Here is a 24,767-nt window from a genome sequence, read left to right as displayed (position 1 = left end):
TCTTGCATCATCCTTATTATTCAAATTTCAAATATATTTTCGATGACATTCGTCACATATATGGGATATCAGCGGCGTACAATTGGTATATTTATATTGTTATGGATGAAAAAGGGGCGTCCGAAAGATCTTAGATCTATCTGATCACCCCTGTGTTTCTGGATTTAAACCCGTTTAAATTCAATCCAGTCGATCTGCAAGCCCGGCTTGACGAAATCCAGCTTCATCTCATAATAACCTGCTTCCAGCTCCACTTTGACAAGCTTCTGCCTAATCCATCTGCCGTCGGTACCATTCGTTTGAATCGTGGTCACCGGTTGGTCGTTCAGCGTTACGTTGCACGCGCTTTGGGCTAGCTCGGATTCCGGAGACATAATGCGCACAATGATCCGGTACTCACCGGATTCTTCGACCTTCACATAAGTCGACCCCGCTGCAGCCGGCTTTACTTGCGTGCTCTCCGATAAAGTTTGTGCCTGTTCCGGCGCGAGTGAAGGAGCGGATTTAAAAGTACCAACGGCTTCCTCGATCCCCTGTTTTCTTGAAAATACCGGCGCATGCATCAGGAACCGGCAAATGTTCATGGCGCTGCGCTGCAGCTCTCCACGAGTCAGCGTACCATTTTCCAAAGATGCCAAGGTATTATCTTCCCATGCATTGATTTCCGCACCGTAGTTCATAACCACCATGTACAGATCATTTTGGGCGCGGACCATCCAGTTCGTGTTTTTGCGATCGGCTGGGCCTCCGTTGACCACGTCGTTCATAATGGCCCACCAGTCGGTCATCACGATACCCTGGAATCCCCACTCTCCCCGTAGAATAGTGGTATTCAAATCATAATTGGAAGCCGCCCAGTGTCCATTGATCGGGTTATACGAGGTCATGATGGAGTTGGCCCCGCCCTGCTTCACCGCGATTTCAAAGCCTTTCAGATAAATTTCACGAAGGGCGCGTTCGGATACAACAGCGTCGACTTTACTGCGATGCTTCTCTTGGTTGTTGCAGGCAAAATGCTTCAGGGTGGCATTGGAGCCGCCCTTCATAATCCCGCGCGTGCATGCCGCAGCAAATACTCCCGAGATCAGCGGATCTTCCGAAAAATATTCAAAATTGCGTCCATTCAGCGGGCTGCGCCGAATGTTCAGACCCGGTCCAAGTAAAGTATCAATGTTGTAGCTGAGTAACTCTCGGCCTTCCATAACATAAAGCTCTTCGACCAGCTCGGTGTTCCAGGTCGCCGCAAGCAGAGTTCCAATAGCCACCTGCGTTGCTTGCTGTCCGCTGTCCATCCGAATCCCGGACGGCCCATCCGCCGTACAAGCCACGGGAATCCCGTAGTCGAGCAAGCTGTCGCTCACACCGCCAAAAGCCGAGGCCGTTCCCGCCGTAACCAGCGGACTGCTCATGCCTTCTCCTCTGACGATGACCGCCAGATCTTGATCGCTTAGTTGAGCGATAAATGCTTCCATGCTGACCTTTCCTTCATAAACATCCCTTAAGGTATAACCTCGATTGCCCGTTTGCTCCAAGGTAAGCGGCAGGTTTTGGTGAATGCGTTCCTCCATGTTCATCTTGCGCTGTGGCACTTCTGCATATGTCAGTTCGTATGAGCCGTCTTCCTTACGAAGGCCCGGCTTCATTCGGGTGAAGCTTTCCGTTGGTGCCACTGCTTCCTGCAGCTGCTCCACAACTTGCAGCGTTTCGACAACATAGCCTTCTTGGCCATCCAAACCGATAGGCTTCACATTCTTCACGCTGGTTCCAACATACAAACGGTAGGTTCCGGACTCCAAAACATAAGCGGAAGCCTGTCCTGTCACACCGGCGTCATCATAGGAAGCCATGGCGTGAACCGGGAAGCTGATCGTGAGCGACTGCGAATCGCCGGTTCCAAGCTCTCGTGTCTTACCGAATGCGGCCAACACTTTGGCAGGCTTGCCCAGCACGCCTTGCGGCGCTTCGTAATAAACTTGCACAACTTCCTTACCTGTATAGGTGGTCCCGATATTTTTTACGTTTACGTCGATTTCAACGTATTGGGCTCCCCCTCTAACCATCAACCTGGCTTCTTGCGGCTCGATTTCAAACGGCGTATACGACAACCCGAAGCCGAATTCATACTGGACGGCATCCGGTCGAAACGTTTCGAAAAAACGGTAGCCGACATAAATATCTTCTTGATAAACATTCTTTAGCTCGTTGCCGTAATTACGGGTCGATGGATAATCCTCGATCGAATAAGCAATCGTATCGGTTAATTTGCCGCTTGGCGTCACCTCGCCGACCAGTACGTCCGCAATCGCGTTGCCGCCTTCCATGCCGCCATGCCATGCATAAATGACAGAAGAAATCGGATGTACATAACGGTCATCGCGCATCCAGCTCATATCGATGATGTTGGATACATTCAGCACTACAATCGTGTCCTCGAAGTACGTTGTCACCTGCTGCAGCATTGCTTTTTCTTCGGACGTTAACTGGTAACTGCCAGGTTCATTGGCATTATCCTGGTCTTCACCGGCTGTTCGCCCAATGACAACAATCGCCTTATCGGATGCCTGTCTTGCTGCGGACACCAGCTCATCTGTCAAAAGCATTTCCTTCTGATGCCACGGTTCAGCCGCCCAGCCGCCTCCGCCATTATCGAAAGGGTTTTGTTCGATCCACTGTTCATAGGCAGCCGCCAATTGTTCGTTGACCGTAATGTTCTTCTTATTCCGAAGACCGCCGAGCAGATTCGTTGTATGGGAAACATGAACGCTTCCGCCCGAACCTGTACCACTGCGGTAATAATTAATCTGAGTTCTGCCGAAAACGGAAACGGTTTCGTTTGCTTGAAGGGGAAGAACCAGTCCTTCATTCTTTAACAGTACGGCACCTTCGGCAGCGACTTTTCGGCTGAATTCCGCAAAGCCTTCCAAAGGAGCTCCCATTCTCTGTGTACTCAATATATTCCCTCCTGTTGGTTGTTCTCCATGTATCCAATGGATATGAAGAAAGATATGTAAATGCCCCGCTGATTCCAGTATTCGGTATAAGGCATCCCTGTACTATCATAGTAACAAATTCCGTATAGGAATATGTAAAAAAGTCTTGAATAAACACAATCGTTGAGGACTAAAAACGGGTATGATAAGATAAGAATAGAAATAAGGACGGTGTGCCAACCGTCCTCAGTACAACATCTTGAGTGGAATCCCCTCCAAGATCATGTGTGATCAGAAAGTAACCCACTTCGGCGACAACCTAAGAGTGGGTTACTTTCGTTTGTCGATGTAAGTTAGCAAGACCAACAGGAATAACCCGAAGGTAAGCACTTCACCAAACGAAATGTTCATCGCATCACCTCCTTTCGGAGGTTGGTTACAATCCTCTCAAATACTATTTGAAGGATGTCATCATACCGTGCAAATGAAATCGCTGCTCTATGTGCTCAATAACATAATCTTGATCCATACATTCACGAATCGGCCATCAAACGCCCTTTGTAGATCTACGACACGTATATCCACACAACGGCCAGCACATAATAGAATTTACAACCCATACCAGTATACAAGGAGGATTTTTCAATTGAGCTCAAACCAACCGGACAAGAACCTAATCAACACGGTGGAACAGCTGGCAGAGACACCCGTGAACAGCCAGGAGGCCCAGCAACAGCAGCAGGCCCGCAACGATCGCCGGAAACAAGCGCTGCATGACAGCGATGACAAATACAAAGAAAATGAATCCAAGAACTATCATTAGGATCGTTAGCAACGTCTGAACTCCATTACACGCGTTGTCCATCTTCCTTTCAGTGTGAAAACGTAGAAAAGCGACCGATCACGGTCGCTTTCTAATGGTACCCATTGAATAATATCCACCATTACCCCAGATATTTACCAACTCAATTGTCTATATGGAAAGCCTTGCTTCTTGCTCACACATTAACCCAAGAAAGCAATGGATTCTTTTGTCTTTCTAGCAAACGCAATGGGGTTGTCGATCGACTCCCAGTGAATATACATCAAACGCGGGTTCTCAAACAGCCAGTGATTGTGAACCGCCGTCACTTTAATCCCATTTTTGCGAAGATTGGTCAGCAATTGATTGACTTGACTTTGTAAGAGAGCGGTTTCCCCTAAACAAAGTGCGCGACCGGAACTGTCCAGGGATTCAAACGAGAATAATTGATAACGGATCAAAGGCGAAGTCGTCTTTCTTCCTAAAATAGATGCTCTTATTCTCCGATTTCTGGAGACAAAACAAACCGGGCCTTTTGTAATTTCATGCTCCGTTCCACCTAAAATGGCTGAGAACTGGTTACATAGTCTTTTAAAGCGAGGACTTACTGCCACTTGTGCCGCCATACAAAATCATCCTCTCATTAAATGATATGAATCAACTTTATAATCCAGGCTGCATTAACCCAAGAATGCAATGGATTCTTTTGTTTTTCTTGCAAACGCAACAGGGTTGTCAATAGATTCCCAATGCATATACATTAAGCGAGGTTGTTCTTTTAGCCAGTGATTATGAACCGCTGTTACTTTTATCCCGCGTTTGCGGAGATTCGACATCAATCGATTCACCTGATTTTGGTGTACTGCAGTTTCACCCAAACAAAGCGCGCGGCCCGATTTATCAAGCGATTCAAAGGAAAACATTTGCATCTGAACCAAAGGGGAGCGCGTTCTTCTTCCCAAGATGGATTCCCTTAAGTTCGTCATACGCGTGACAAAACAAACCGGACCCTCCTCGATTTCCGATTGGCCTCCCAGAATTCTTGCAAATTGGGTACAGAGCCTTTTGAATTGCGGGCTCACTCTAACTTGTTCAGCCATGATAAATCCTCCTTTAATCGTATTCTATGTATCTTATGATCGAAGGAGAAAATAGTATTGGACCATCAACTCATTTATACGAAATTATACGAATAAACTAGCGAATGTAGCATCCCGAGCCTATCACAAGCAGACATTCCAGTGGAAAAAGACCACCTTAAAAAGGTGGTCTTCTGAGTATGCGAGGAGGCGAACCGTGACTACTTAAAGCCACATTTCGCTGCCCCCCCTATTCCTTCCAATCTTCAATTCCGGTCTCGAGCTGCTCGAATGCATGCGGAATCGAAGCTTCCATAATGTCTGAATAATAGTCGTGGTTTTCCGGAACATCGCTCCACTTCGGCTCAACCTTGATTTCCCAAGGTTTACGATCCAGCAGTTGGTTAAGGATGCGGACAACCTCTAATCTCGTAATCGGTTGATTCGGATGGAACGTCTCCTCCGTGAAATCGAACAGCAGACCTTGCTCTTGGGCTGTTGCGATGGCTTTTTCAGCCCAGTGTCCAGCTACGTCCGTGTATGTGCTCTCCTGGGCGGCGTCCCATTTATGCAAATTCATGAGTATCTGTGCGAATTCCGCTCGCGTAATCTGTTTCTTCGGTTTGAACGTATTGTCGCCGAATCCGACCATCCATTTATTGTTGGTTGCGGTCGTAATCGCGTTCGTTGCCCAATGTTTCGCACCCACATCCGAATACGATACTTTCTTCGAGTTGGCTGCGGATGTATACAAGCGGGACAGGATCGCAGCCATTTCCGAGCGGACAATTCCACGATCTGCTTGGAACGTTCCGTCGGGATATCCGACCATGTATGCCCGATGATCCCCTGCGGCCTTCACTTTCGGCTCCTGGGAGAAGCTGAATTTCACGATCGTGTCACCGACATGGATGACGCCGTCCTTAATGTAGCTGTCAATCCCGAAGCGCTCTTCACGCTTATCGGTACGGCTGTCAAAAACAACGTATCCATTCTTCTCGCCCAAGAAGTAGTAATCGCCATCCGCATAAACCATCCAGCCGTATTGGCCGCTGTCTGAGCTAATCTGCGGGTTGTGGTTTTTGTTCGGTGAGAAATCCGGAAGCTCAGGCAAATTGACAAGCTTACCCGGAACTCTGCCTTTGGAACGATTCAGTTCCGTGTCCGCCCAATACAATTGCATATTCACGCCTGCAACAGGCTGGCCTGTCACCTTATCGAGGATCGTACCGTATGGATCGACCAAATCAACCGATAACTTGGCATTTCCTTTGCTATCGACGCTTAGCTTGCCGGCAGGACCAGCCAGCTTGTCCCCGTTAGGCGCGATCACGTTCAGTGACAACGTATATTCGCCAGGCGCAACTTTCGGAAGCGTAAAGCTGCCGTCTTGGTTCATTACGATATTCGGCAGATTCAGTTCTTGCCCGGTTGCCGATTTTATTTTCCCTGTAACTTTCAAGTTGTCGCCGACGAGCTTCGTAATTTTGTCCTGAACGACTTTCCCCCCGTTGGCTTGGTCGGAAACAACGACGTCCGTTTTCATAATAGGTGCAGGTTGTTGTACAACGTTCGTATTCCCTGCAGGTGGATTTTCTGCCGGTACCGCAGGTACAATGGGCTTGACACTAACCACATTGGACAAGCCTGCAAATGGACCCGATTCGACGTTTAGTCGGAAATAGTAGGTTTCACGGCTCGATAAACCGGCTACGGTTGCACTCGTTGAGCCGGCTTCCAGCGCCTCCAATGGGCTAACTGGTGTGAAGATAGTGCCATCCGTGGATTTTTCAACCGTGATGTTCGATGCCCCCGTTAATGCAGGGAAATTCAATGTTACTCGTCCTATCCCTGGAACAGCTGACAACGTGGTGATCGGTTCCGAAGGCGAGACCTGAACCACATTGGACAAGCCTGCATACTGACCCGATTTGACGTTCAACCGGAAATGATAGGTTTCGCCGTTCGTTAATCCGGTTACGGTTGCACTTGTTGAGGCAGCATCCAGCGTCTCCAATGGGCTAACCGGCGTAAAGGTGGTTCCATCGGAAGATTGTTCAACAACAATGCTCGTTGCCCCTGTTAGAACAGGGAAATTCAATGTCACTTGCCCATTGCCTGCAACAGCCGACAACGTGGTTAACGATTTCGAAGGCGAAGCTTGGACTACGTTGGATACCCCGTCATATAGTCCGGATTCGACGTTCAATCGGAAATAGTAGGTTTCCCCGTTCGTTAATCCGGTTACGGTTGCGCTTGTTGAAGCAGCATCCAGCGTCTCCAATGGACTTACCGGCGTAAAGTTGGTCCCGTCGGCAGACTGTTCCACCACGATGCTCGTTGCCCCTGTGAGAGCCGGGAATTCCAATGTCGCTTGCTCATTGCCGGCAACAGCGGTCAACGTGCTTAAAGGAGCCGGATCTGCGGCAAGAACATAGACGGTAAACGTCTTCTCGCTTGTCAGCCCGTCTTTGGTGATAGTTGCCGTCAAGGTCACGTAAGTTCCCGATTGGGCGATAACCGGTCTCGTCACGGTTCCGTCGGGGGCAATGACCGACGGCTGGTCGGAGGACCAGACAGTGGTTACGCCATCGTCTTGTTGCAGCGTAATATTGTTTTTTACCGAGTTTTTCGTATCACCGGAATGATACCGGATATCGGTCTGATTCTCTGCCGTTTCAATGGCTAGAATTGCAGCTTTATAATCCGAAATGAGTTGGTCCGCAATTCGATCGGCAATTTCTTGAATGATATCGGCGCTGGTTTTATCGGAATGGACATGCAGTCCTCCCTTTGAAATACCGTCGATAAACGTTTGGTCGATATCCTCATAGGTGGCGCTGGTTACGCCGACATATTGCGCGCCGCTGTTATTGAATGAGTCCGTCAGATTGGATTGATTCGATCCCCCGTCTAAATCTCCGCGAGGATCATCATTAATGTTCACGACATAGCGCAGCGGCGACGTCCCCCAAAGGATATTATCCACGGCTACATCCAATGTCTTGCTCGAAGTTGAATACAACTTCATATTATCGAATGCAAAAATCGAGATGATCTCGCAGCCATGGCCTATATGGCTAACGATCGGACCAAATTCATTTCCGTAAACGTCCGGGAGGGCTAAATTCCGAATGATTTGGTCGCCATTATCCCACATGCTCAGCGTCGTATCCGTTACGACGATTTTAATGCTGTGGTGAGTGGATGCCCCTTTCGGAAAACTTCCGATTGAGGTAACGCCTGACATGGAACTCAAAGCACTTCCCGTCTCATTGTGTAGCGCGGTGGCGTCCACCCCATTGATTTTATATACTTTGACAGCGCCTTGAACATATAAAATCGTATAACCGCTTAATTTCCCGCTGCTGTCGATCTGGGTATTAAATAGAAAACCGCCGCCTTCCATGCTGTGGTAATCCACTTTGGATTCATCCATGTCGAAGGTGATGATCTTTTTGCCCGAAGGGCTTCCCTGCGTCAGCATGAAATCCTTATAAGCAGGCGAGGTATAACCATAGAAGGTTAACGTGCTGCCGCCGTTGGTAATCTGAACATGATTATAATCGGCGGTTTCAACCGCCGGGGGCGTGGCACCAAAACCATAAGGATCTATATACCAGCTATCATAACCCTCATGCACATAAGTCGTATCCGTTACCGTTGCCCGGTCTGCACTCGCGTCCATGATCGACACATATTTGGGATTTACGCCTTCCGCCATCAGCTTGGCCTTAATCGCATCATTCAACTGACTCTCAAAATCACTGGAATCATAGATGCTCGTTCCGGCATTATAGTAAACCTCTGCTACCGGCGCGAGCGCATATGCCATCGGCATATTCGTAACAATTAACAGCGTTGCCACGATCATTGAAATTATTTTTTTCTTCAACTTTTTCACCCATCCTGTAAGTTAGTAACCGTGTGACGTCCAACAACGACCCTTGACCCCTTGTCCCATTCATAAATAATTTGTGCGGATAACACCCTCCAACGAATCAGATTGTAAAAATTGTTATTTTCAACATATCAAAAGCATCTCTCAAAAATCTCTCAAATTCGACTTCTGTCGACAGGTAGATTTTTGAGAGATCCTTGCCATATGATAGAGTCCATAGGGGTGTGACTATACATGAAGAAATGGGTTGGTTATCTGGGCGCTATATGCGCCTTAATCGCCATTCTCTATATGATTTTTAGCGACCAGGACACAAGTGCCGTCAACATCAAAGCCGTAAACGGCGTGCTTGACCTGCGAGAGCTCAAGGATTCACCGTTTGTATCGCTAGCCGGCGATTGGAAATTCACCGCCGAAGATTTTGTCGACCCGGCCGACTTTTCAAGCGAAGCCGATCATCTGCCTGTACCCGGTCCCTGGGCATCGGATGTCGAATGGGGATCCTATCAGTTAATCGTATACCTGCCCGACTACTGGTCCGATGAGATCGGCCTCCGTGTACGAAATATCTGGTCTGCCCATACCATCTATATTGATGGCGTACCCCTATCGAAAATAGGAAGCGTGGCAGCAACCAAACAAGCGACATCCCCGGACAATCCTGCCTATGAAGCGTATTTTAAACCGGGGAGCCGGCAGCTCCTGATTACCGTTCATGCCTCCAACTTCTACAACACGAGAGGCGGTATCGTCCTGCCGATCGATTTCGGCGACGCCGAGCAGATGAAGGAAGACGTGCAGCGGGATCTTTCCCTGGAATGGACGGCTACCTTATGTTTGCTGTTGTTCAGCATGTTCCATATGACGATTTACTTGCTGCGAACGAAGGACGAAGCCTTCTTGTACAGCGGTCTGCACTTTCTACTATTGGCAATGGTCATTGTGCTGCGAGGAGAACGGCTATTCATTCGGGAATTTCCGTCATTTCCCTTTGAGCTCTATTTTCGCCTGCAGGACACCTTTACCTTCTTGGCCTCCATCTTACTGATTGTCTTTATCGTAAAAATGATCCCTTCCATCATGAGCCGAAAGACGATGTATCTGCTATTTCTACCAATCCTGGCTTATGCTTTCTTGAATGCGGTTCTCCCGGCCAGAACCATATCGGTTACGCAGTATCCGCTCTTCTACTACAACGATGGATTAATCCTGGGCATTATTATTCGCATCTTCTATCTGACGCTTAAAAAGCGCATCAATATACGTAAAAATGAAGCCGTCATTCTCATGTCGATGCTTCTATTTCTAGCCGTATTCGCTATAAGCGCTTCTTCGGACAGCTTATTCTTCACCGGGCGCAATTATATGAACCGTATCGGACTGGTCGGGTTTGTCATGTCAATGAATGTTTTTCTCGGCATACGCCTAATGAACCGGGCCGAGGAGTCGGAGCAATTGAACACCAGGCTGCAGAAGGCTAACGATGCGAAGGATGCCTTCTTGAAAGTCACGACGCAGGACATGCAGAGGCCTCTGCATGATGCCGTTCATCTATTGGGGTCCATCACCCGGGAGCCCAATCGCGAAAAGCAAGGCGAGCAATTGTACTTGGCGGAACAACTGATGGGGAACATGGTGTATTTATTGAGGGATCTGCACGATTTTACCCGCATTCGATTCGATGATTACGCAATCCAGCTCAAGTCCACCAATGTTCGGATGGTCATGCTTCATGTCATTCAGCTGATGCAGTTTACCTTTACGAAGAAGAAGATCGCAATCAACGAACAGATTCCGAAGCAGCTTTACGTATGGGCCGATGAGCAGCGCTTGACGCAGGTATTCATCCGGATCATGACCGAGATCTCTCATGACAACGCAGAAGATCGGCTGACCATTGAAGCTGTACAGGTGGGCACGGATATCCTGCTTATAGTGACGTCAACCGGCGAATCAACGAAAGTGAATCGGGACCGCCCGCATTCCTCGGGGCTCATGATGACGGAGGAACTCATCCAACAGATGAACGGGGGCATCGCATATGAACGGATGAAAGGTGGTATTCGCTTTACGGTCACCCTGGCTTTCAGCGAATTTAAAGAGCCGGTTACCGCAGCCGAATATGAATACAACTTGGAATCTGCGGCACACGCAGAAGATCGGGATCTGGGAACGCTCTTGATTGTCGATGATGATGCAATGCATGCGGAAGTCATGAGGGATATGCTGGGGGACGCCTACAAGGTACGAATCGCTTATACGGCTCAAGAAGCGCTTGACTATTACAGGAATCATCCGGAAATCGCGATGATGATCACGGATGACATCATTCCAGGCGACATGGATAGTCTGGAATTGCTTCGGCAAATCCGTACGCAGGCATCCTTAATGGACCTGCCGATCTTGATGATGATTTCCTCCGAATATCCCAGACATATTGAAATGATTTTTGCAGCCGGCGCTAATGATTATTTGCTGAAGCCCTTTTCCAAAGAGACCTTGATGGCCCGCTTGAATGCCGCGGAACAAACGAAGCAATCGATGCTGAAGGCGATTGAGTACGAAATGGCATTTCTGCAGACCCAAATCAAACCGCACTTTCTATACAACGCGCTGAGCAACATCATTGCCTTCTGCTATACGGACGGAGAGCGTGCAGCTTATCTTCTAACGATGCTTAGTTCTTTCCTGCGTTATATATTTGAGACGAGCCGGGATGGACAATTCTCTACCCTGCAGAAGGAGCTGGAAATTATCGTGGCCTATGTCGAGGTGGAAAAAGCTAGATTTGGCGAACGGTTAACCTTCGCTTATGACATCGATCCGTCCATTGCCCCGGAGCATGTTCTCATTCCCAGCCTGCTCCTGCAGCCTTTAGTCGAGAATGCGATTCGCCACGGCCTATTCAACAAGGAAGGCCCCGGACATGTTCAGGTCACTATTTCCTTGCACGGCTCCTTCCTGAACATACGCGTCGATGATGACGGTGTAGGCATGTCAGCCACGCAGTGCGCTCAGTTAATGGGAGGAACGGCCGCCAATGCCGGGATCGGATTCACGAATGTACGTCGGCGCGTGCATGATCTCACCCAAGGAAGCCTGGATATTCATTCGTCGCCAGGCAATGGAACAACCATTCAAATAACGATTCCCGTGAAGGAGGAACAAGGTGATGTGGAAAATCATCATCGTGGAGGATGAGAAACCGATTCTGGGCCTGCATGCCCGAATGCTTGAAACGTATGGCCCGTTTCAAGTTGTAGGCTGCTACGAATCGCCATTCGATGCGCTGCAGGAAATACCGAAGCTGGAACTGGATGCGCTTGTGCTCGACATTGAAATGCCGAGAATGACGGGACTTCAGCTGGCTCAGAACTTGGTGGAGAACGGGATCGACGTGCCAGTGATCTTCACGACCGCTCACCAGCAATATGCCGTGCAAGCCTTTCGCGTGCAAGCCCTGGATTATCTGTTGAAACCGATGACCATGAAGATGGTGAAGCAGCTGGATGAACGCCTTCAGAAATATTACGGCCAGAGACCAAAGCTGGCACATAAGAAAGAGCTCGATGTCCAGTTATATGGAGAAGCATCCGTTATGAAAAGCGAGCAGCTTGTAAAATGGCCTACCCGCATCACGGAGGAGCTGTTTTATTATTTGCTGCTGCATGAGAATAAATTGTGCCCGAAGTGGAGAATCATCGATGATCTCTGGACGAACGTGGAGGAAAAACGAGCCCTTTCTAATCTGTATAATACGATTTATCGGATGCGTCAGCTGTTTATGGAACTCGATATTCCCATCGTCATCGAACGAATAAATGAAGGTTATATCATGAATGCGAACAGCAGCATCGTGATGAAACCAAAAGAAAGACCGGATGCCCTTCTGTTGGAATCGAAAGGATATCTGTGGGCCTATGCTAGCGAATCGAGCCGTTAAGCACCTTGCTATCTGATCGAGCCGTAAAAACGCAAATGTCCATCCTGATGGTAAGCAAAAACCACATCCTCGTGCGGATGTGGTTTTTCATTGTCCAGATACAATCGCTTGCGGGATGAAGAGGTTTCGCTATGGCCACTCTCCTTCCGCTTACAAGTTAGGAATTTGCCAATCGATTTCTTGAAGCCCCATATTGCGTAGAAATTCGTTAGCGCGAGAAAACGGCTTGCTACCAAAAAAACCTCGATGCGCAGACAACGGACTCGGATGCGGCGAACGAATCAGTTTATGCTGCCGATTCGTAATCAGCTCGGCCTTCTTCTGGGCGTGGCTTCCCCATAACAGGAACACGACAGGCTCATCTTTCCGATTGATCGTCTCAATGACTTTATCCGTAAAGTTTTCCCATCCTCTGTTTTTATGAGAATTTGCTTCATGCGCCCTCACGGTGAGCACCGTATTTAGAAGCAGTACCCCTTGCTGCGCCCATGTAAGCAGATGACCGTTATTGGGAATGAAGCAGCCCAGATCATCCTGAAGCTCCTTGTACATGTTTTGTAAGGAAGGAGGCGTGCTGACGCCCTCTTTGACAGAGAAGCTTAAGCCGTGGGCCTGTCCCGGTCCATGATAAGGATCCTGGCCCAATATGACCACTTTGGTGTCGGCCAGCGACGTATAGTGCAGCGCATTAAAAATATCGTATTTATCGGGAAAAATGGTCTTCGTCCGATATTCCTCAATGAGAAATTCCCGCAGCTGTAAGTAGTATGGCTTCGTAAATTCCTGCTCTAAATATGTCGCCCAGTCATTCTTCAATATCGCCATTTCGGGTTCTTTCCTCCTGCCATGGTCAAAAGATATAACTAGATTATATCATACGGTTCCTTTCTGGTATTTTCCTAACCCTTACGAACACGCAAAAAAAGCGACCGATTACGGGTCGCTTATATGGAGGCGAATCATAGCTCAGCAGATCCACCTTCAGCCACTGATGTTGATTGATTCCCTTTGTTAAGTCATGATGACCGGCTCAATCTTGCCGTTGCCGATCCGCATCCGATCCATGCATAGCTGGCGATGGCCCGGCTCGGTGTCTCCAATGATTCGGCGGTGGTATACGATAAGCCATTCATCTCTCTCCTGCAAATGCAAGTAGCCATGGTGGCCGGGTCCTTCAGCAATCGGCTCCTGTCGCTCCAGAATCGTGCCTTCATTCTTGAATGGACCGAGCGGGCTGTCGCTTACGCCATAGGCTACGCGGTAGGTTCCATTCGTCCATCCCCCCATGGACCACATCAGATAATAAAGTCCGTCCTTCTTAATCATGCAAGGACCCTCCACATATCCCTCTGGCGTAATGGAACGGAAAATTTCATTGCCGTCGTCTGCCAATGGAACGAATCCCGTCATCTCTTCGTTCATCCGTGCAACGTTGCAGTGCCCCCATCCGCCATAATACAGATAGATCGTTCCGTCTGCGTCCTTGAATAGATGCGCATCGATCGGCTGTGCCTGATGAATGAACTTATCCACGAGCGGCTTCCCTAAGTAGCCTCTGTACGGCCCTTCCGGACGGTCCGCAACGGCGATTTCCAAGCCGCCGGTTTCCTCGTTCGATTGGATATCGTTCGATGCAAACATGAGATAATATTTCCCTTGGTGCTCGATATGGGTCGGTGCCCAAACCGCCCTCCATATCCATGGAAAATCCGCCATTTCGATAATGCCTTCGTGTTTCTCCCAATGGATCAGATCGTCGGAACTGAATGCGTCCAGATTCATCTGCATCGTATATTCCGTGATGGACCGCGTCGCATAAATCCAGTGCTTCCCCTCATACGTTCTGGCTTCGGGATCTGCATACCAGCCGGGTATGATCGGATTGTTGATGTTCAAGGTAGACACTCCTCTCCTGTGCTGGGCATGTCGAGTTTGAGCATTATGGTATCGCCCGCCGACTAATGGCGCTCGATTGAAAAAAAGCCTCGTTCTACCATTGCTTCTACACCTGATAGCCATTCTCCTCCCGCGTGAAATCCTTGTAACTCGTTCAACTGACCTCCGATCCGATCTCAATATCCTCGCGAATATTCCGGGCTTTCTTTGAGATGAACGATATCATGGCCGGTTGGATTTTGGAAGGCACGCAGCCCAAACGTCGGCGCAACGGCAAAGATATGATCAAAGATATCCGCTTGAATCGATTCATACACTCCCCAGGCGGTATCATTACTGAAAGCGTAGATTTCCAACGGCAGTCCGTTATCTCCTGGCGCTAACTGTCTGACAATCAGCGTCATATCCTTATGGATTTTCGGATGATTCTGCAGATACCGATGGATGTATTCCCTGAATATGCCCACATTCGTAAGCTGTCTACCGTTCACGTTGCTTTCCATATTGATCTGGTGCTCGATGTTGTATGCGTTAATTTCATGAATTCGGGTCGTGACATAATCGGTAAGATAGTGAATCTTCTGAAATTCCTCAATCATTTCCTTGGTGCAAAAGCAGATGCTGCTCGTATCGACATAGAAGCTTCGCTTAATCCTTCGGCCGCCGGATACTTGCATGCCTCTCCAATTCTTGAACGAATCCGAGATGAGGGCGTAGCTCGGAATCATCGTGATCGTTTTATCGAAATTCATCACCTTGACCGTGTTTAGCGTAATGTCAATCACGTCGCCGTTCGCATCGTATTTAGGCATCTCAATCCAGTCGCCGACGCGCACCATATCATTCGATGATAATTGAACGCCTGCCACCAGACCCAGTATGGAGTCCTTGAACACCAACATCAGCACGGCCGATAAGGCACCGAGCCCACTGAGAATGATCAAAGGATTCTGACCGATGAGGTTCGAGATCATCACAATGCCGCCGATGATGAAGAGAACGATCTTCACCACCTGAATGTATCCCTTAATCGGTCTGATCTTGGAAACCTCAAATGATCGATAAATGTCATCAAAAGCATTAAGCAGCGCATTCAACACCGTGATGGTGACAACAATCATGTACGTCATTGCCGCTTTTTCAATCAGAATCTGGTACGCCGGAAAGATGGATGCCGAAAAATAAATAATGATTGCCGGCACGAGATGCGACAGCTTGTGGAACACTTTTTTCTCCACGATGATTTTGTCCCACTTGTAACGATTGTTGTTGACGATATGAATAATCGTCTTCAGCACGATTTTTTTGGTAATAAAATTGGCCAGTATGGAGACCACTGCGATAAAAACGACCATGATCATATTCGAGAGATATCCAATGGTTTGTTCGCTCATGCCATATCCGTCTAGTTGATTTTTAATAAAGTCCATTGTTTCCTCCTGACGCAGTTTAAGATTAGCCTATTATTATAGAGGAGATTCTAGTACTACGCAAAGTTCAAGATAAGACATCGCTGGGTTGATTTGGGAGATGCTTGGTGTAAGACTGTCTGTTTGAAAAACAAAAAAAGAGCACCGGAATCGGTGCTCTTTTAGCCTGATTTGATATGTCCGAAGGATTCTAAGATTATTGATTCGCATAGAAGACCTTTCAAGATGAGCAGTACTAAACTTACCGTTTGACCTAAGCCAAAGTTGCAGCAAAAGAGCCGAGCGTCTTTCTGCATGCAGAGAAGGATTGCAGCTCAATGCAAATCTGTGGTTCCTCATTTCTGTCCGCTTCCTGATTACGTACAATCCAGACCCCTTCATTAGCAGGAAGCACAAATAAAATATCCTCGATTGCCGTCTGATTTCCGCTGCCAATTCTTATCGTGCTTAGATTGTCCATGGTACGGGCATTGGTTTGAAAATCCTGCTGCCATGTTGCAATCAGCTGCTGCTGTTCTGATGAAAGCTCATCATAAAGACGGGAGGCAGGGGATTCACCAGATGTCAGCCGGTTCCACAATTCTTCAGTGATCACAACCTTGGATTCGGATAAAGTCGTCCCTTCAGCTTTCGAAGGCTTCACTCCATAGAAACGTACAAGCTCCTCTTCCCAATCCGCCGGCTCTGTCCAGGATAGAAAATGAAGCGTATGATTGTCAGACAAGTGATACAAATACCGCTGCTGCAGCTCGTGTATCGTCAGTACTTTGTTAGAATTCCGATCCGTGATGCCTCTCAGCATATAATTGCTGTGCAGCAAATGCTGAATCATGTGCGTAATTTCGGAAGGAAAACGAACCTCTCCGTTCTCTTCATCAATCGATTCTATAAAACCTTTGGACATCAAGCTATGTGTAGCTGCCTGAAACAAAAGCTCCCATCTGTCTTCAGACAGGTCTCCATAGTATGCCTTCATAAGTCCTGCAGCCATTTCCTCCCCTTGATGAACGGCCAAGGCGTAACCCAGCTCTTCTAATGAAAATATATAGGTATGCTCGCTCATGTAAGCAAATCCTCCAATACAAATCTATTTCGATTCCTTTCCGTTACGGCTGATCAGCCCCCGCAGGCGCTTCATGACAGACTGAATTTCGGTATCGGTCAACAAATAATACGTATTCACGGTCCAGGTCTCTCTATTTTTCAAATGAAAAATCAGCACAGGAAATTTCGGAAGCAGCCACTTCCGAATGGAAGGGCCGCTGTAGCTGATGCTTGTAATCTCCACCCAGGCTACGGTCCGCGTACCATCCGAAATGGAATTTTGATCGTAGGTGAGCAGCCGCGTGTCTGATTTCAGCGCCTTTGGCAAGCTGACAACCAAATATCCTCCAAAAAACGGAATCCCTATTATGGCTGATGTGATACAAAAAAACTTGCGAATAAAGGAAGTATCCATAAAAAAAGCCGCGTACAGCAGAAACAGGCAGGCCAGCACAAACAGTAAACTGCCAAGTGATTTGCCCCATGCCACGGATTTCCGATATGATATTGCGTTCATGATTTAGCGCCTTCCTGAAATTATTTGAACAGTCCGCTAATCCAGCGAACTCCTTTTTCGGCCACTTTAGCTGCGCCATCACCGACAAAGGCTCCAACCGTACCGCCTACATAGGAACCGATGGCCGCACCAACCGGACCGCCAATCATCGCACCGACGGCTCCGCCTGCTACAGCCCCGCCATAGGTCGCGGCTGTTTTTACAACAACGTTCGATGCGGCTACAGCTACCTCTTCCCCGTTAAGCTTGCCTTCACGATACTTACTGACAAGGCCGGACGCCTCACCAATCACATTAAAGGTTGCGTTAATCGGGAATATCTTTTTGGCGATCATACCTGGGATTTTCTTGGTAGCCATCCCATATCTACCTTTTTCTACACCGGCTATGACCTGTCTAGTCCATTGAGGAAAATTCTTAGCTTGACTAAAGCCTAACCCAAAATTGAGACCGAATTTGCTTGCCACTCTATCAAAGCCTTTGATTCCTTTCATCATGAAGCCTGGGTTCACAATCTGGCGATTTATGCCTCTTGCCAGGTTCTTCAAGAACGTATTGTTACCTTTGCCTTTAACCCATGGCGCATTATGAATTTTGGCTCGGGACGGATTTCTGGGATCTACTCTGAATTGTACCGTCTTCGTTAAGACCAAGGAAGCGCCCACAGAGCTGTAAAGGAGAGTTCCCCACTTTTCCAGATTATCTCTTGCTTCAAGCGAGCTGTCTAACACGTTCTGGGTTTGATCAATCGGATCGGCGGCCGTCCTTTCCTGTAAAGAAACTTGAGTGGAATCGGCCTCTTTAAAACGGTTGACAATCGTATGTAATTCCGTGCTGACTGAACCCACCGCTGTGGTGAAATTATCCATTTGCTGACGGGCCAGCTGGAAATTTTGATAGAATTGTTGCCTTGTCGTACCTTCCCATCCACTTTCAAGGATTTGAATCTGCTGGGTAAGGTGGCTGCAAATTTGCACCCCAATCTCCCTGGCCTGTGCAAATTGTTGGGATATCTCCATAAGTCTTTCCGGAGGAACTAATATTTTACCCATGGCACTCACCTCAACAATATACAGATTAATGTAATTATTGTAGTAAAGGTCATCCATCTTCACAAAAGGAACAAGTAGCAGAATAGTAAAAAATCGTTAGGTCCTTGGAACCATTTCCCTTTTCCCCATAGTCGGAGGACAGAGCCGATTACGAATTCAAACCCATATCCTTCAGTCAAAAGTAAAGTGCCTTGTGCCAAATGGACTAAATCATGACTAACCGTACCGTTCATCATTAGCAGGAAATCTGTCTCGCATGGACAACAAAGGCTGTCCTTCAAGTAGATATTCTACTTGAAGGACAGCCCTCTTTTATGGAAAGGACGTATTTTGAAAAAGAGTATTTCTCCCGGCAGCGCATGTCTACGTATCCGTTGTTTTGTCATAACGCCCGTTGTCGACTTTACGGAGAGAGTATCCGTTTTTGACCTGTGAGCTCCTGAATCGGCTTAATGTTTTGAGTGAATTCAAGCGTACCTAAATAGGTTCCTTCTTCATCCCTTACGGCAAAATAGCGAATGTAGACAAATTTATCTTTAACCGGGATCCAGAAATCTTCTGCATCTTTGACCCCTGCTTTGAAATCAGCAAGCAGCTGATTGACGACATGAACGCTTTGCGGAGGATGGCAGTTCTGAACACTTCGGCCGATAACCGCTTTGGTACGAACGAAGATTCTTTCTTTTCCCTGTGAAAAATATCGTACGATATCATTTTCATCTATAAAGGTTAGGTCGACCGGTAAATGATTTAAAATGGATTCCATCTGTCTGACCGATAAAATGCCTGTACTCATTCGGATATACCCCTCTTGCAGCGGAGAAGACTCCAATCCCTTATCGGAGCCAGGTTCAGCTGCTCTTTCAGGCATCCATTGTTGATCCGGCGCAATCAAGCAATAACCGACTTCTTCGCTTTGGGCAGCAATTTGAAGCCATTCATCTTCCGTCAACTTTTCCAGAGCCATGGGTAATAAAATATGTTCCTCTTTATAGATCATTTCTGTTACTTCGTTTAGGACACGTTTTGCCAGATCCACTACGATTTCGGCATTGCCATCAAAATGAGTGAGTTTGGATTTCACTTCTTTGATGCCAAGTCGGATACCGTCATCTACTGCCCACATCACCTTGGTCGGTCCAAAGATTCCGTATTTCTCGAGAAAAGGAAACAGTAAATTTTCTTTGCGGCTGTAGTGTTTATCTACATCATAGAGGAGACTGAAATCCTCCAGCAATTTGAGTCGATTTGCCTCCCCCTGATCCTTCAGAAATTGATCCAGATGCAGCGCGATTTTGAAATTTGCCAGTCGATCGATTTCCTGGTTCTCCATCTTAAAGGTAAACACAGGATGTCCAGGCTGCTCTTCAGGTTTATGATCTCTATGAATGTCTTGGATGGAACCTTTGAATACAGCAGCATGCACGCTGCACAGTCGCTGTACTTCGGTTACCGGTATTCCTTCCTCCTGCATCAGCACTTGCTCCAGCTCCGAAATTTCATCAACCGATATTTCGCCTACGGCTTGGTTGAATTTTGACTTTACTTCCTCCACGCTTTTTCCATGGTGCAGCTCTTTAATGATATCCTTGAGCAAATGTATACGGGCGGTTCGATGAGCAGAAATTCCTTCCTCACGGTTATTAATTAATTCACTCATGTTCATCACCTCTGTTTTGTTTCAATATATAGAGATTAAATTCTATTCTGTTTACTTCTCTAAATTAGCATCCTCATGCCCCATGGCTTGTGATTAAAAGCACAAAAACAATGAAAATTCATTGAACAAAAAAAAGGTGATCTTTCTCCTTCGAAAAATACCAGTAGATCATGTAATAAATCGAGTTCAAATGGTACAGGCAATACGAGCTCGCTTTCTCAAAGGGTATCCAACAGTTCACGCTCTTAATAGTTCTCAATAACTATTGCAGTATGAAGGAGTCTAATTTAAAATGGCATTAAATTCCTTTTAATTCCATAATTGATCTAAAATGTGATTCACTCTAGATAAAAGCGTTTTTAATTAATCGAATATTTTCTCACTTCGCATCTTAGTGTAGATCCATTCGAAATACCACATTATCCAACATCACCGCTTATTTTACCACCTACGTCAGCAATCCCCTCTTAATCACCAATACCATCATGTATTACACAAAACATTAGTTATTTATGTTCTCTTATTGAACATACATATTGACCTGGAAGGAGGTGAGGAAGCACGTCGTTATGCAATCAAGGCGCGAATGATCGCTTGGTTCTTCGTGCATAGTTTATCGAAAAGAGGAGGAGTTTTTTTGATGCTAACCCTAAGTTTGCCTAATTCTGGACTCATTAAGAAGGTTTTGGCCGGCGGTCTATTGATGATGCTCGCTGTTATGGCTCTATTCTTATTCGAGTCCAAAGCATCCGCTCACGGGTATGTAAGTAATCCTTCCAGCCGTGCGGATTTATGTGCAAGAGGAATCAATACGAATTGTGGACTTATTATTTATGAACCGTATAGCTTGGAAGCAGCCAAAGGATTCCCGGCAGCAGGTCCAGCCGATGGTAAAATCGCAAGTGCTAACGGCTTGTTCGCTCCACTTGATCAGCAATCCGCAACGCGTTGGACAAAAGTAAACATTTCACCTGGACAAACGACTTTTGACTGGAAGTTAAAAGTACCTCATGCAACAGCTAGCTGGAAATACTACATTACCAAGCAGGATTGGGACCCGAATGCACCATTAACTCGTGCATCCTTCGACTTAACTCCTTTCTGTAATGTACCGTATAAAGGCATGCCGTCCAATACTTATTCCGACACTTGTAACGTACCGAGCAGAACGGGATATCAAGTCATCCTCGCTGTCTGGGAAATTGCGGACACAGGAAATGCATTCTATAACGTTATCGATGTGAACTTCACCGGTGGTGGAAATCCAGATACAACAGCGCCAACTGCTCCTACAGGAGTAACAGCTTCCAATGTCGCAACCACTAGTGCAACAATTTCCTGGAATGCTGCTACAGATAATGTTGGCGTGACGAATTATCGTATTTTTAACGGTTCAACCCAAATCGGTTCCACAAGTGCATTGAATTACAATCTAACAGGCCTAACACCAAATACAACCTATAACATTACCGTTAAAGCCGTAGATGCTGCTGGGAACGTATCACCGGCCAGCAATCCTGCATCCTTCACCACACTAGCTGTAGTAGGTCCTGATACGGAGGCTCCTTCAGCTCCTACAAGCTTGCATGTCATGGGTACAACTACATCTACTTCAGTTCCTTTAATGTGGAATGCTTCAACGGACAATGTGGGTGTAACAGGCTATCAAGTGTTCCAAGGCTCGACATTAGTCGCTACGGTTTCGGGTTCAACGCTTGAATACAAGGTTACGGGTCTGTCGCCAAATACGGCTTACTCCTTTACGGTTAAGGCAGTTGATGCCGCCGGTAATGTATCCGCTGCTAGCAATATGGTCAATGTAACGACACCTAACGCACCTGTCACATACCCAGCCTGGGATGCATCCACGGTTTATGTTGGTGGCAGCAAAGTAACCCATAACGGTGTGAACTATGAAGCGAAATGGTGGACGTTAGGTGAAACTCCAGGAAGTGCAGACGTGTGGAAAGTCATTCCTTAATATTCTGACTTCTATAAAAAATGACTACAGAATTTTTCTGTAGTCATTTTTCTTATCTTATATTTATGCTTTATTGATGGTTCAATGATTACTCCTAGGACTTGCGTTTTCTCCTGAAAGCTGTGCAGCTTCTTTTTTTGATGATCCCCCGTTACTTTGATCGACTTCAAAAATATCGAGCAGGAACATAAAGATCGGAATCCCGATAATAAGCCCCCAGATCCCCATGTAGTGCTGGGAGAAAATAAGAACAATAAAGGTGTAGAACATCGGCAGCTTCGTTTTGTGAGCATACAGCTTCGGATTTAAGAAGTATGTCTCAACTGCATGGATGAGCAAAATCATGACAATCGCCCAAATGACGGATGAGATACCGCCAATCTGGTAACCGATAATACTGATTGGAATGAGGGAAATAACAACACCGACTACCGGCACAAGGCTTAGTAAAAATACCATAATCGTTAGAGCGAACAAATAAGGGTAGCCCAAAATCCACAAACCGATCGTCGTTAGAATCGTGTTGAACAAGGCGATCATCAGTTGAACCTCGATCACTTTACCGAAGGAAGAGGTGAATTTTTTGCCGAAATATTTAAACTCATTGTAAGCCCAGCTTATTTTGCTTTTGCTCAACTTATCTGTAAAGTCATTGACTGTTTTCTTCTGGATTAAGTAGAAATAGCTCAATACAATAACAAAAATGATAACCTCGGCCCATTTGCCTAGCTTCAGAATATAATTTAATGCCTGGCTTCCGTATTGCTCTATTTCCAGCTTACCAAGCGCGGAGGAGACAAGCTCAGCAATTTCATCCGACTGAGGTGTATTCACGAATTTGACAATGGAAAAATATAAATCGGAAATTTGACTAATGAGCTTCGGAACATAATTGACAATTCCGTATACAAGCCCAAATATTAAAGCCGCATACAATATCGTATTAACGACAATAGGCGAAATAGGAAACAGCTTAGATATTTTTTTCGTAATAAAGTGCTCTAGGCGTCCCATGACGAAGGTAACAAGAAACAGCAATAACAGCAAATTGAGCATGCCTCTTAAGCTATACAGCAATAAAACAACAAGTAAGAGGAACAGAATTCTTCTTACTATATTGTTAGCAAAAAACTCCCGCAAAAAATTCATTCGCTTCCCTCATTTAATTATATTTTAGTGATCTAAAGATTTACGGAAGAACCTGGAGAGTCAATACGAAAGACTTGACTTCCGACCGCTGTTGACAGCATGACATTACTTCAGTTCAACTTAGACAGTTCAATTATATATGAAATTGTTACATTCGAAAATCTCATCAACAGCTCCATAATGAATAAATAAAACACACGCCATTTCTAACGCTCCAAACAGATGGCACTACATCTGTGTATTCGTCGATTAAAAAGAATGTGGCTCTAGTAGCCCGTGCCTTTGCTACGCATCAAATTCAATTATTTCACACGGATCGTTATACAATCGCATAGACAAAAACCCGGCCTCACACGGTCGGGCTTTTCATGGTATCTTATAAACCTGTCAGACGAATTTCGTTAAGCTCTTCAGTTGTCCAAATAAATCACGCTTCAAGTAGTGGAGTTAAAAAAAGAGAGCTTCTAAAGCTCTCTTTGGGCTGGCTGCATCATCCCTTGAGTGGGGTGATCCTCTGGATACTCGTAATATTGCGACTGAACGGGCGCATGCATTTGTGCTTCCATTGGCGGCACTGACGGCTGCTGATATGGCTCATCCACATACATGATTCTACGCAGAATTTGCATGAGCCCATTCACGACGCGCAGCGCGACCCAGAAAAGGATAAGGCCAACGCCTACGTACAACAGATATTGCTGATTATAAGTCCAATCTATATGAAAATAACTAAAAACGCTATTCTCTAAAATATCAAGCTGCATTTCATTCATCAAAATGATATGGACGACTGGAAGAGCAATCAATCCGAGTCCTAGCGAAATCACCGTTACCATAATAACAAAGAACACTATGCCAGTTACAAATCTTAGTAATACGAGCAGCAAATTTCGAATAAATAACCCACCGTCAAAACCTCTCACCATTCGCTTCAACCAATTCTCCCCAGCTTCAGGTTGTTGATTGTAGGTATACGATTCAGAAGGATTAGGTAAGCCTAAAATTTGTCTAATCATGCTTTGTTCAAAATTCACAATCCCATTCAACAGCTTGGCTACTCCAAAAAACAGCGGTATTCCGATAAATATTGGAGTCAAACCGATGGAGAGTACAATTCCCGTTATCGCTACTGTAAAATAAATAATCCCTAACGGGAGAGATAGCAAGAAATAGAGGATTGTTGCATAGGTTTTTGGATTAAAAAGCACCCAATTCACCTTGCCTGCCCGCGCCGTTGCAGTCGCTTCTGTTGCCTTCATATTCAAACACCCCTTATAGCTTCATAAGTCACGCTCCGAGTTATAAATCCATTATATCCGCCTTATCTGGCTAACATAACCGTCTTAGGGGGTATCTGAACCTAGACTTTAGACTAGGACTAGT

The 24,767-nt window shown here is 46.4% G+C and carries 17 protein-coding genes; 4 read left to right on the top strand and 13 right to left on the bottom strand.

Annotated features, from left to right (window positions below; translation table 11 throughout):
* Positions 1-164 precede the first annotated feature (164 nt).
* On the bottom strand, positions 165-2,936 hold the full coding sequence (locus ABEW73_RS05855) for a glycoside hydrolase family 3 C-terminal domain-containing protein (protein ID WP_430163026.1): 2,772 nt from the start codon (positions 2,934-2,936) through the stop codon (positions 165-167).
* Positions 2,937-3,576: 640 nt separating this feature from the next.
* On the opposite strand from ABEW73_RS05855, the gene ABEW73_RS05850 reads away from it, so the two are divergent.
* Complete coding sequence (locus ABEW73_RS05850; RefSeq protein WP_430162397.1) at positions 3,577-3,753, top strand: hypothetical protein; 177 nt, start codon at positions 3,577-3,579, stop codon at positions 3,751-3,753.
* Between the two features lie 182 nt (positions 3,754-3,935).
* Here the strand turns inward: ABEW73_RS05850 and ABEW73_RS05845 are convergent, their stop codons facing one another.
* From ABEW73_RS05845 to ABEW73_RS05835, 3 genes are all read right to left on the bottom strand, one after another.
* Positions 3,936-4,358: a DUF1259 domain-containing protein gene (locus tag ABEW73_RS05845; protein ID WP_430162395.1), complete on the bottom strand. Its 423-nt coding sequence runs from the start codon at positions 4,356-4,358 to the stop codon at positions 3,936-3,938.
* Positions 4,359-4,412: 54 nt separating this feature from the next.
* Positions 4,413-4,832 (bottom strand): DUF1259 domain-containing protein, encoded by a 420-nt coding sequence (locus ABEW73_RS05840; protein WP_215162800.1) that lies wholly within the window; start codon positions 4,830-4,832, stop codon positions 4,413-4,415.
* A 229-nt stretch (positions 4,833-5,061) separates the two neighbouring features.
* Positions 5,062-8,715: an S-layer homology domain-containing protein gene (locus ABEW73_RS05835; RefSeq protein ID WP_430162393.1), complete on the bottom strand. Its 3,654-nt coding sequence runs from the start codon at positions 8,713-8,715 to the stop codon at positions 5,062-5,064.
* Between the two features lie 231 nt (positions 8,716-8,946).
* On the opposite strand from ABEW73_RS05835, the gene ABEW73_RS05830 reads away from it, so the two are divergent.
* Together ABEW73_RS05830 and ABEW73_RS05825 are read left to right on the top strand one after the other, a co-directional pair.
* Positions 8,947-11,913, top strand: coding sequence for a histidine kinase (locus tag ABEW73_RS05830; RefSeq protein WP_430162391.1), 2,967 nt, complete (start codon positions 8,947-8,949; stop codon positions 11,911-11,913).
* Positions 11,885-12,655 (top strand): response regulator, encoded by a 771-nt coding sequence (locus tag ABEW73_RS05825; protein ID WP_430162389.1) that lies wholly within the window; start codon positions 11,885-11,887, stop codon positions 12,653-12,655. Before ABEW73_RS05830 ends, ABEW73_RS05825 begins: the two co-directional genes overlap by 29 nt.
* A 150-nt stretch (positions 12,656-12,805) precedes the next feature.
* Here the strand turns inward: ABEW73_RS05825 and ABEW73_RS05820 are convergent, their stop codons facing one another.
* The 7 genes from ABEW73_RS05820 to ABEW73_RS05790 all read right to left on the bottom strand — a co-directional run bounded on the left by ABEW73_RS05820 (position 12,806) and on the right by ABEW73_RS05790 (position 20,254).
* Positions 12,806-13,480, bottom strand: a complete 675-nt coding sequence (locus ABEW73_RS05820; RefSeq protein WP_430162387.1) for a uracil-DNA glycosylase — start codon at positions 13,478-13,480, stop codon at positions 12,806-12,808.
* 186 nt (positions 13,481-13,666) lie between these two features.
* Complete coding sequence (locus ABEW73_RS05815) at positions 13,667-14,551, bottom strand: glycoside hydrolase family 43 protein (protein ID WP_430162385.1); 885 nt, start codon at positions 14,549-14,551, stop codon at positions 13,667-13,669.
* A 176-nt stretch (positions 14,552-14,727) separates the two neighbouring features.
* On the bottom strand, positions 14,728-15,981 hold the full coding sequence (locus ABEW73_RS05810; protein ID WP_430162383.1) for a mechanosensitive ion channel family protein: 1,254 nt from the start codon (positions 15,979-15,981) through the stop codon (positions 14,728-14,730).
* Between the two features lie 253 nt (positions 15,982-16,234).
* Entirely contained in the window at positions 16,235-17,044 is an 810-nt protein-coding gene (locus ABEW73_RS05805; protein WP_430162381.1) for a hypothetical protein, read from the bottom strand.
* A 24-nt stretch (positions 17,045-17,068) separates the two neighbouring features.
* Positions 17,069-17,542, bottom strand: a complete 474-nt coding sequence (locus ABEW73_RS05800; RefSeq protein ID WP_430162379.1) for a DUF5381 family protein — start codon at positions 17,540-17,542, stop codon at positions 17,069-17,071.
* 20 nt (positions 17,543-17,562) lie between these two features.
* Positions 17,563-18,594: a WXG100 family type VII secretion target gene (locus ABEW73_RS05795; protein ID WP_430162377.1), complete on the bottom strand. Its 1,032-nt coding sequence runs from the start codon at positions 18,592-18,594 to the stop codon at positions 17,563-17,565.
* Between the two features lie 403 nt (positions 18,595-18,997).
* Positions 18,998-20,254 carry a DUF438 domain-containing protein gene (locus ABEW73_RS05790; protein ID WP_430162375.1) on the bottom strand — a complete coding sequence of 419 codons (1,257 nt, stop codon included), beginning with the start codon at positions 20,252-20,254 and terminating at the stop codon, positions 18,998-19,000.
* 640 nt (positions 20,255-20,894) lie between these two features.
* On the opposite strand from ABEW73_RS05790, the gene ABEW73_RS05785 reads away from it, so the two are divergent.
* A complete protein-coding gene (locus ABEW73_RS05785) occupies positions 20,895-22,235 on the top strand; it encodes a lytic polysaccharide monooxygenase (protein ID WP_430162373.1) in 1,341 nt (446 codons plus the stop codon).
* An 81-nt stretch (positions 22,236-22,316) separates the two neighbouring features.
* Here the strand turns inward: ABEW73_RS05785 and ABEW73_RS05780 are convergent, their stop codons facing one another.
* Together ABEW73_RS05780 and ABEW73_RS05775 are read right to left on the bottom strand one after the other, a co-directional pair.
* Positions 22,317-23,384 (bottom strand): AI-2E family transporter, encoded by a 1,068-nt coding sequence (locus ABEW73_RS05780; RefSeq protein WP_430162371.1) that lies wholly within the window; start codon positions 23,382-23,384, stop codon positions 22,317-22,319.
* A 464-nt stretch (positions 23,385-23,848) separates the two neighbouring features.
* Complete coding sequence (locus ABEW73_RS05775; protein ID WP_430162369.1) at positions 23,849-24,643, bottom strand: sensor domain-containing protein; 795 nt, start codon at positions 24,641-24,643, stop codon at positions 23,849-23,851.
* Between the last annotated feature and the right edge of the window lie 124 nt (positions 24,644-24,767).

Source organism: Paenibacillus lautus (assembly GCF_050482385.1).
GTDB lineage: Bacteria > Bacillota > Bacilli > Paenibacillales > Paenibacillaceae > Paenibacillus_AQ > Paenibacillus_AQ lautus_B.
The sequence above is the reverse complement of the archived record's forward strand: the minus strand, read 5'-3'. Positions and strand labels throughout refer to the sequence as shown.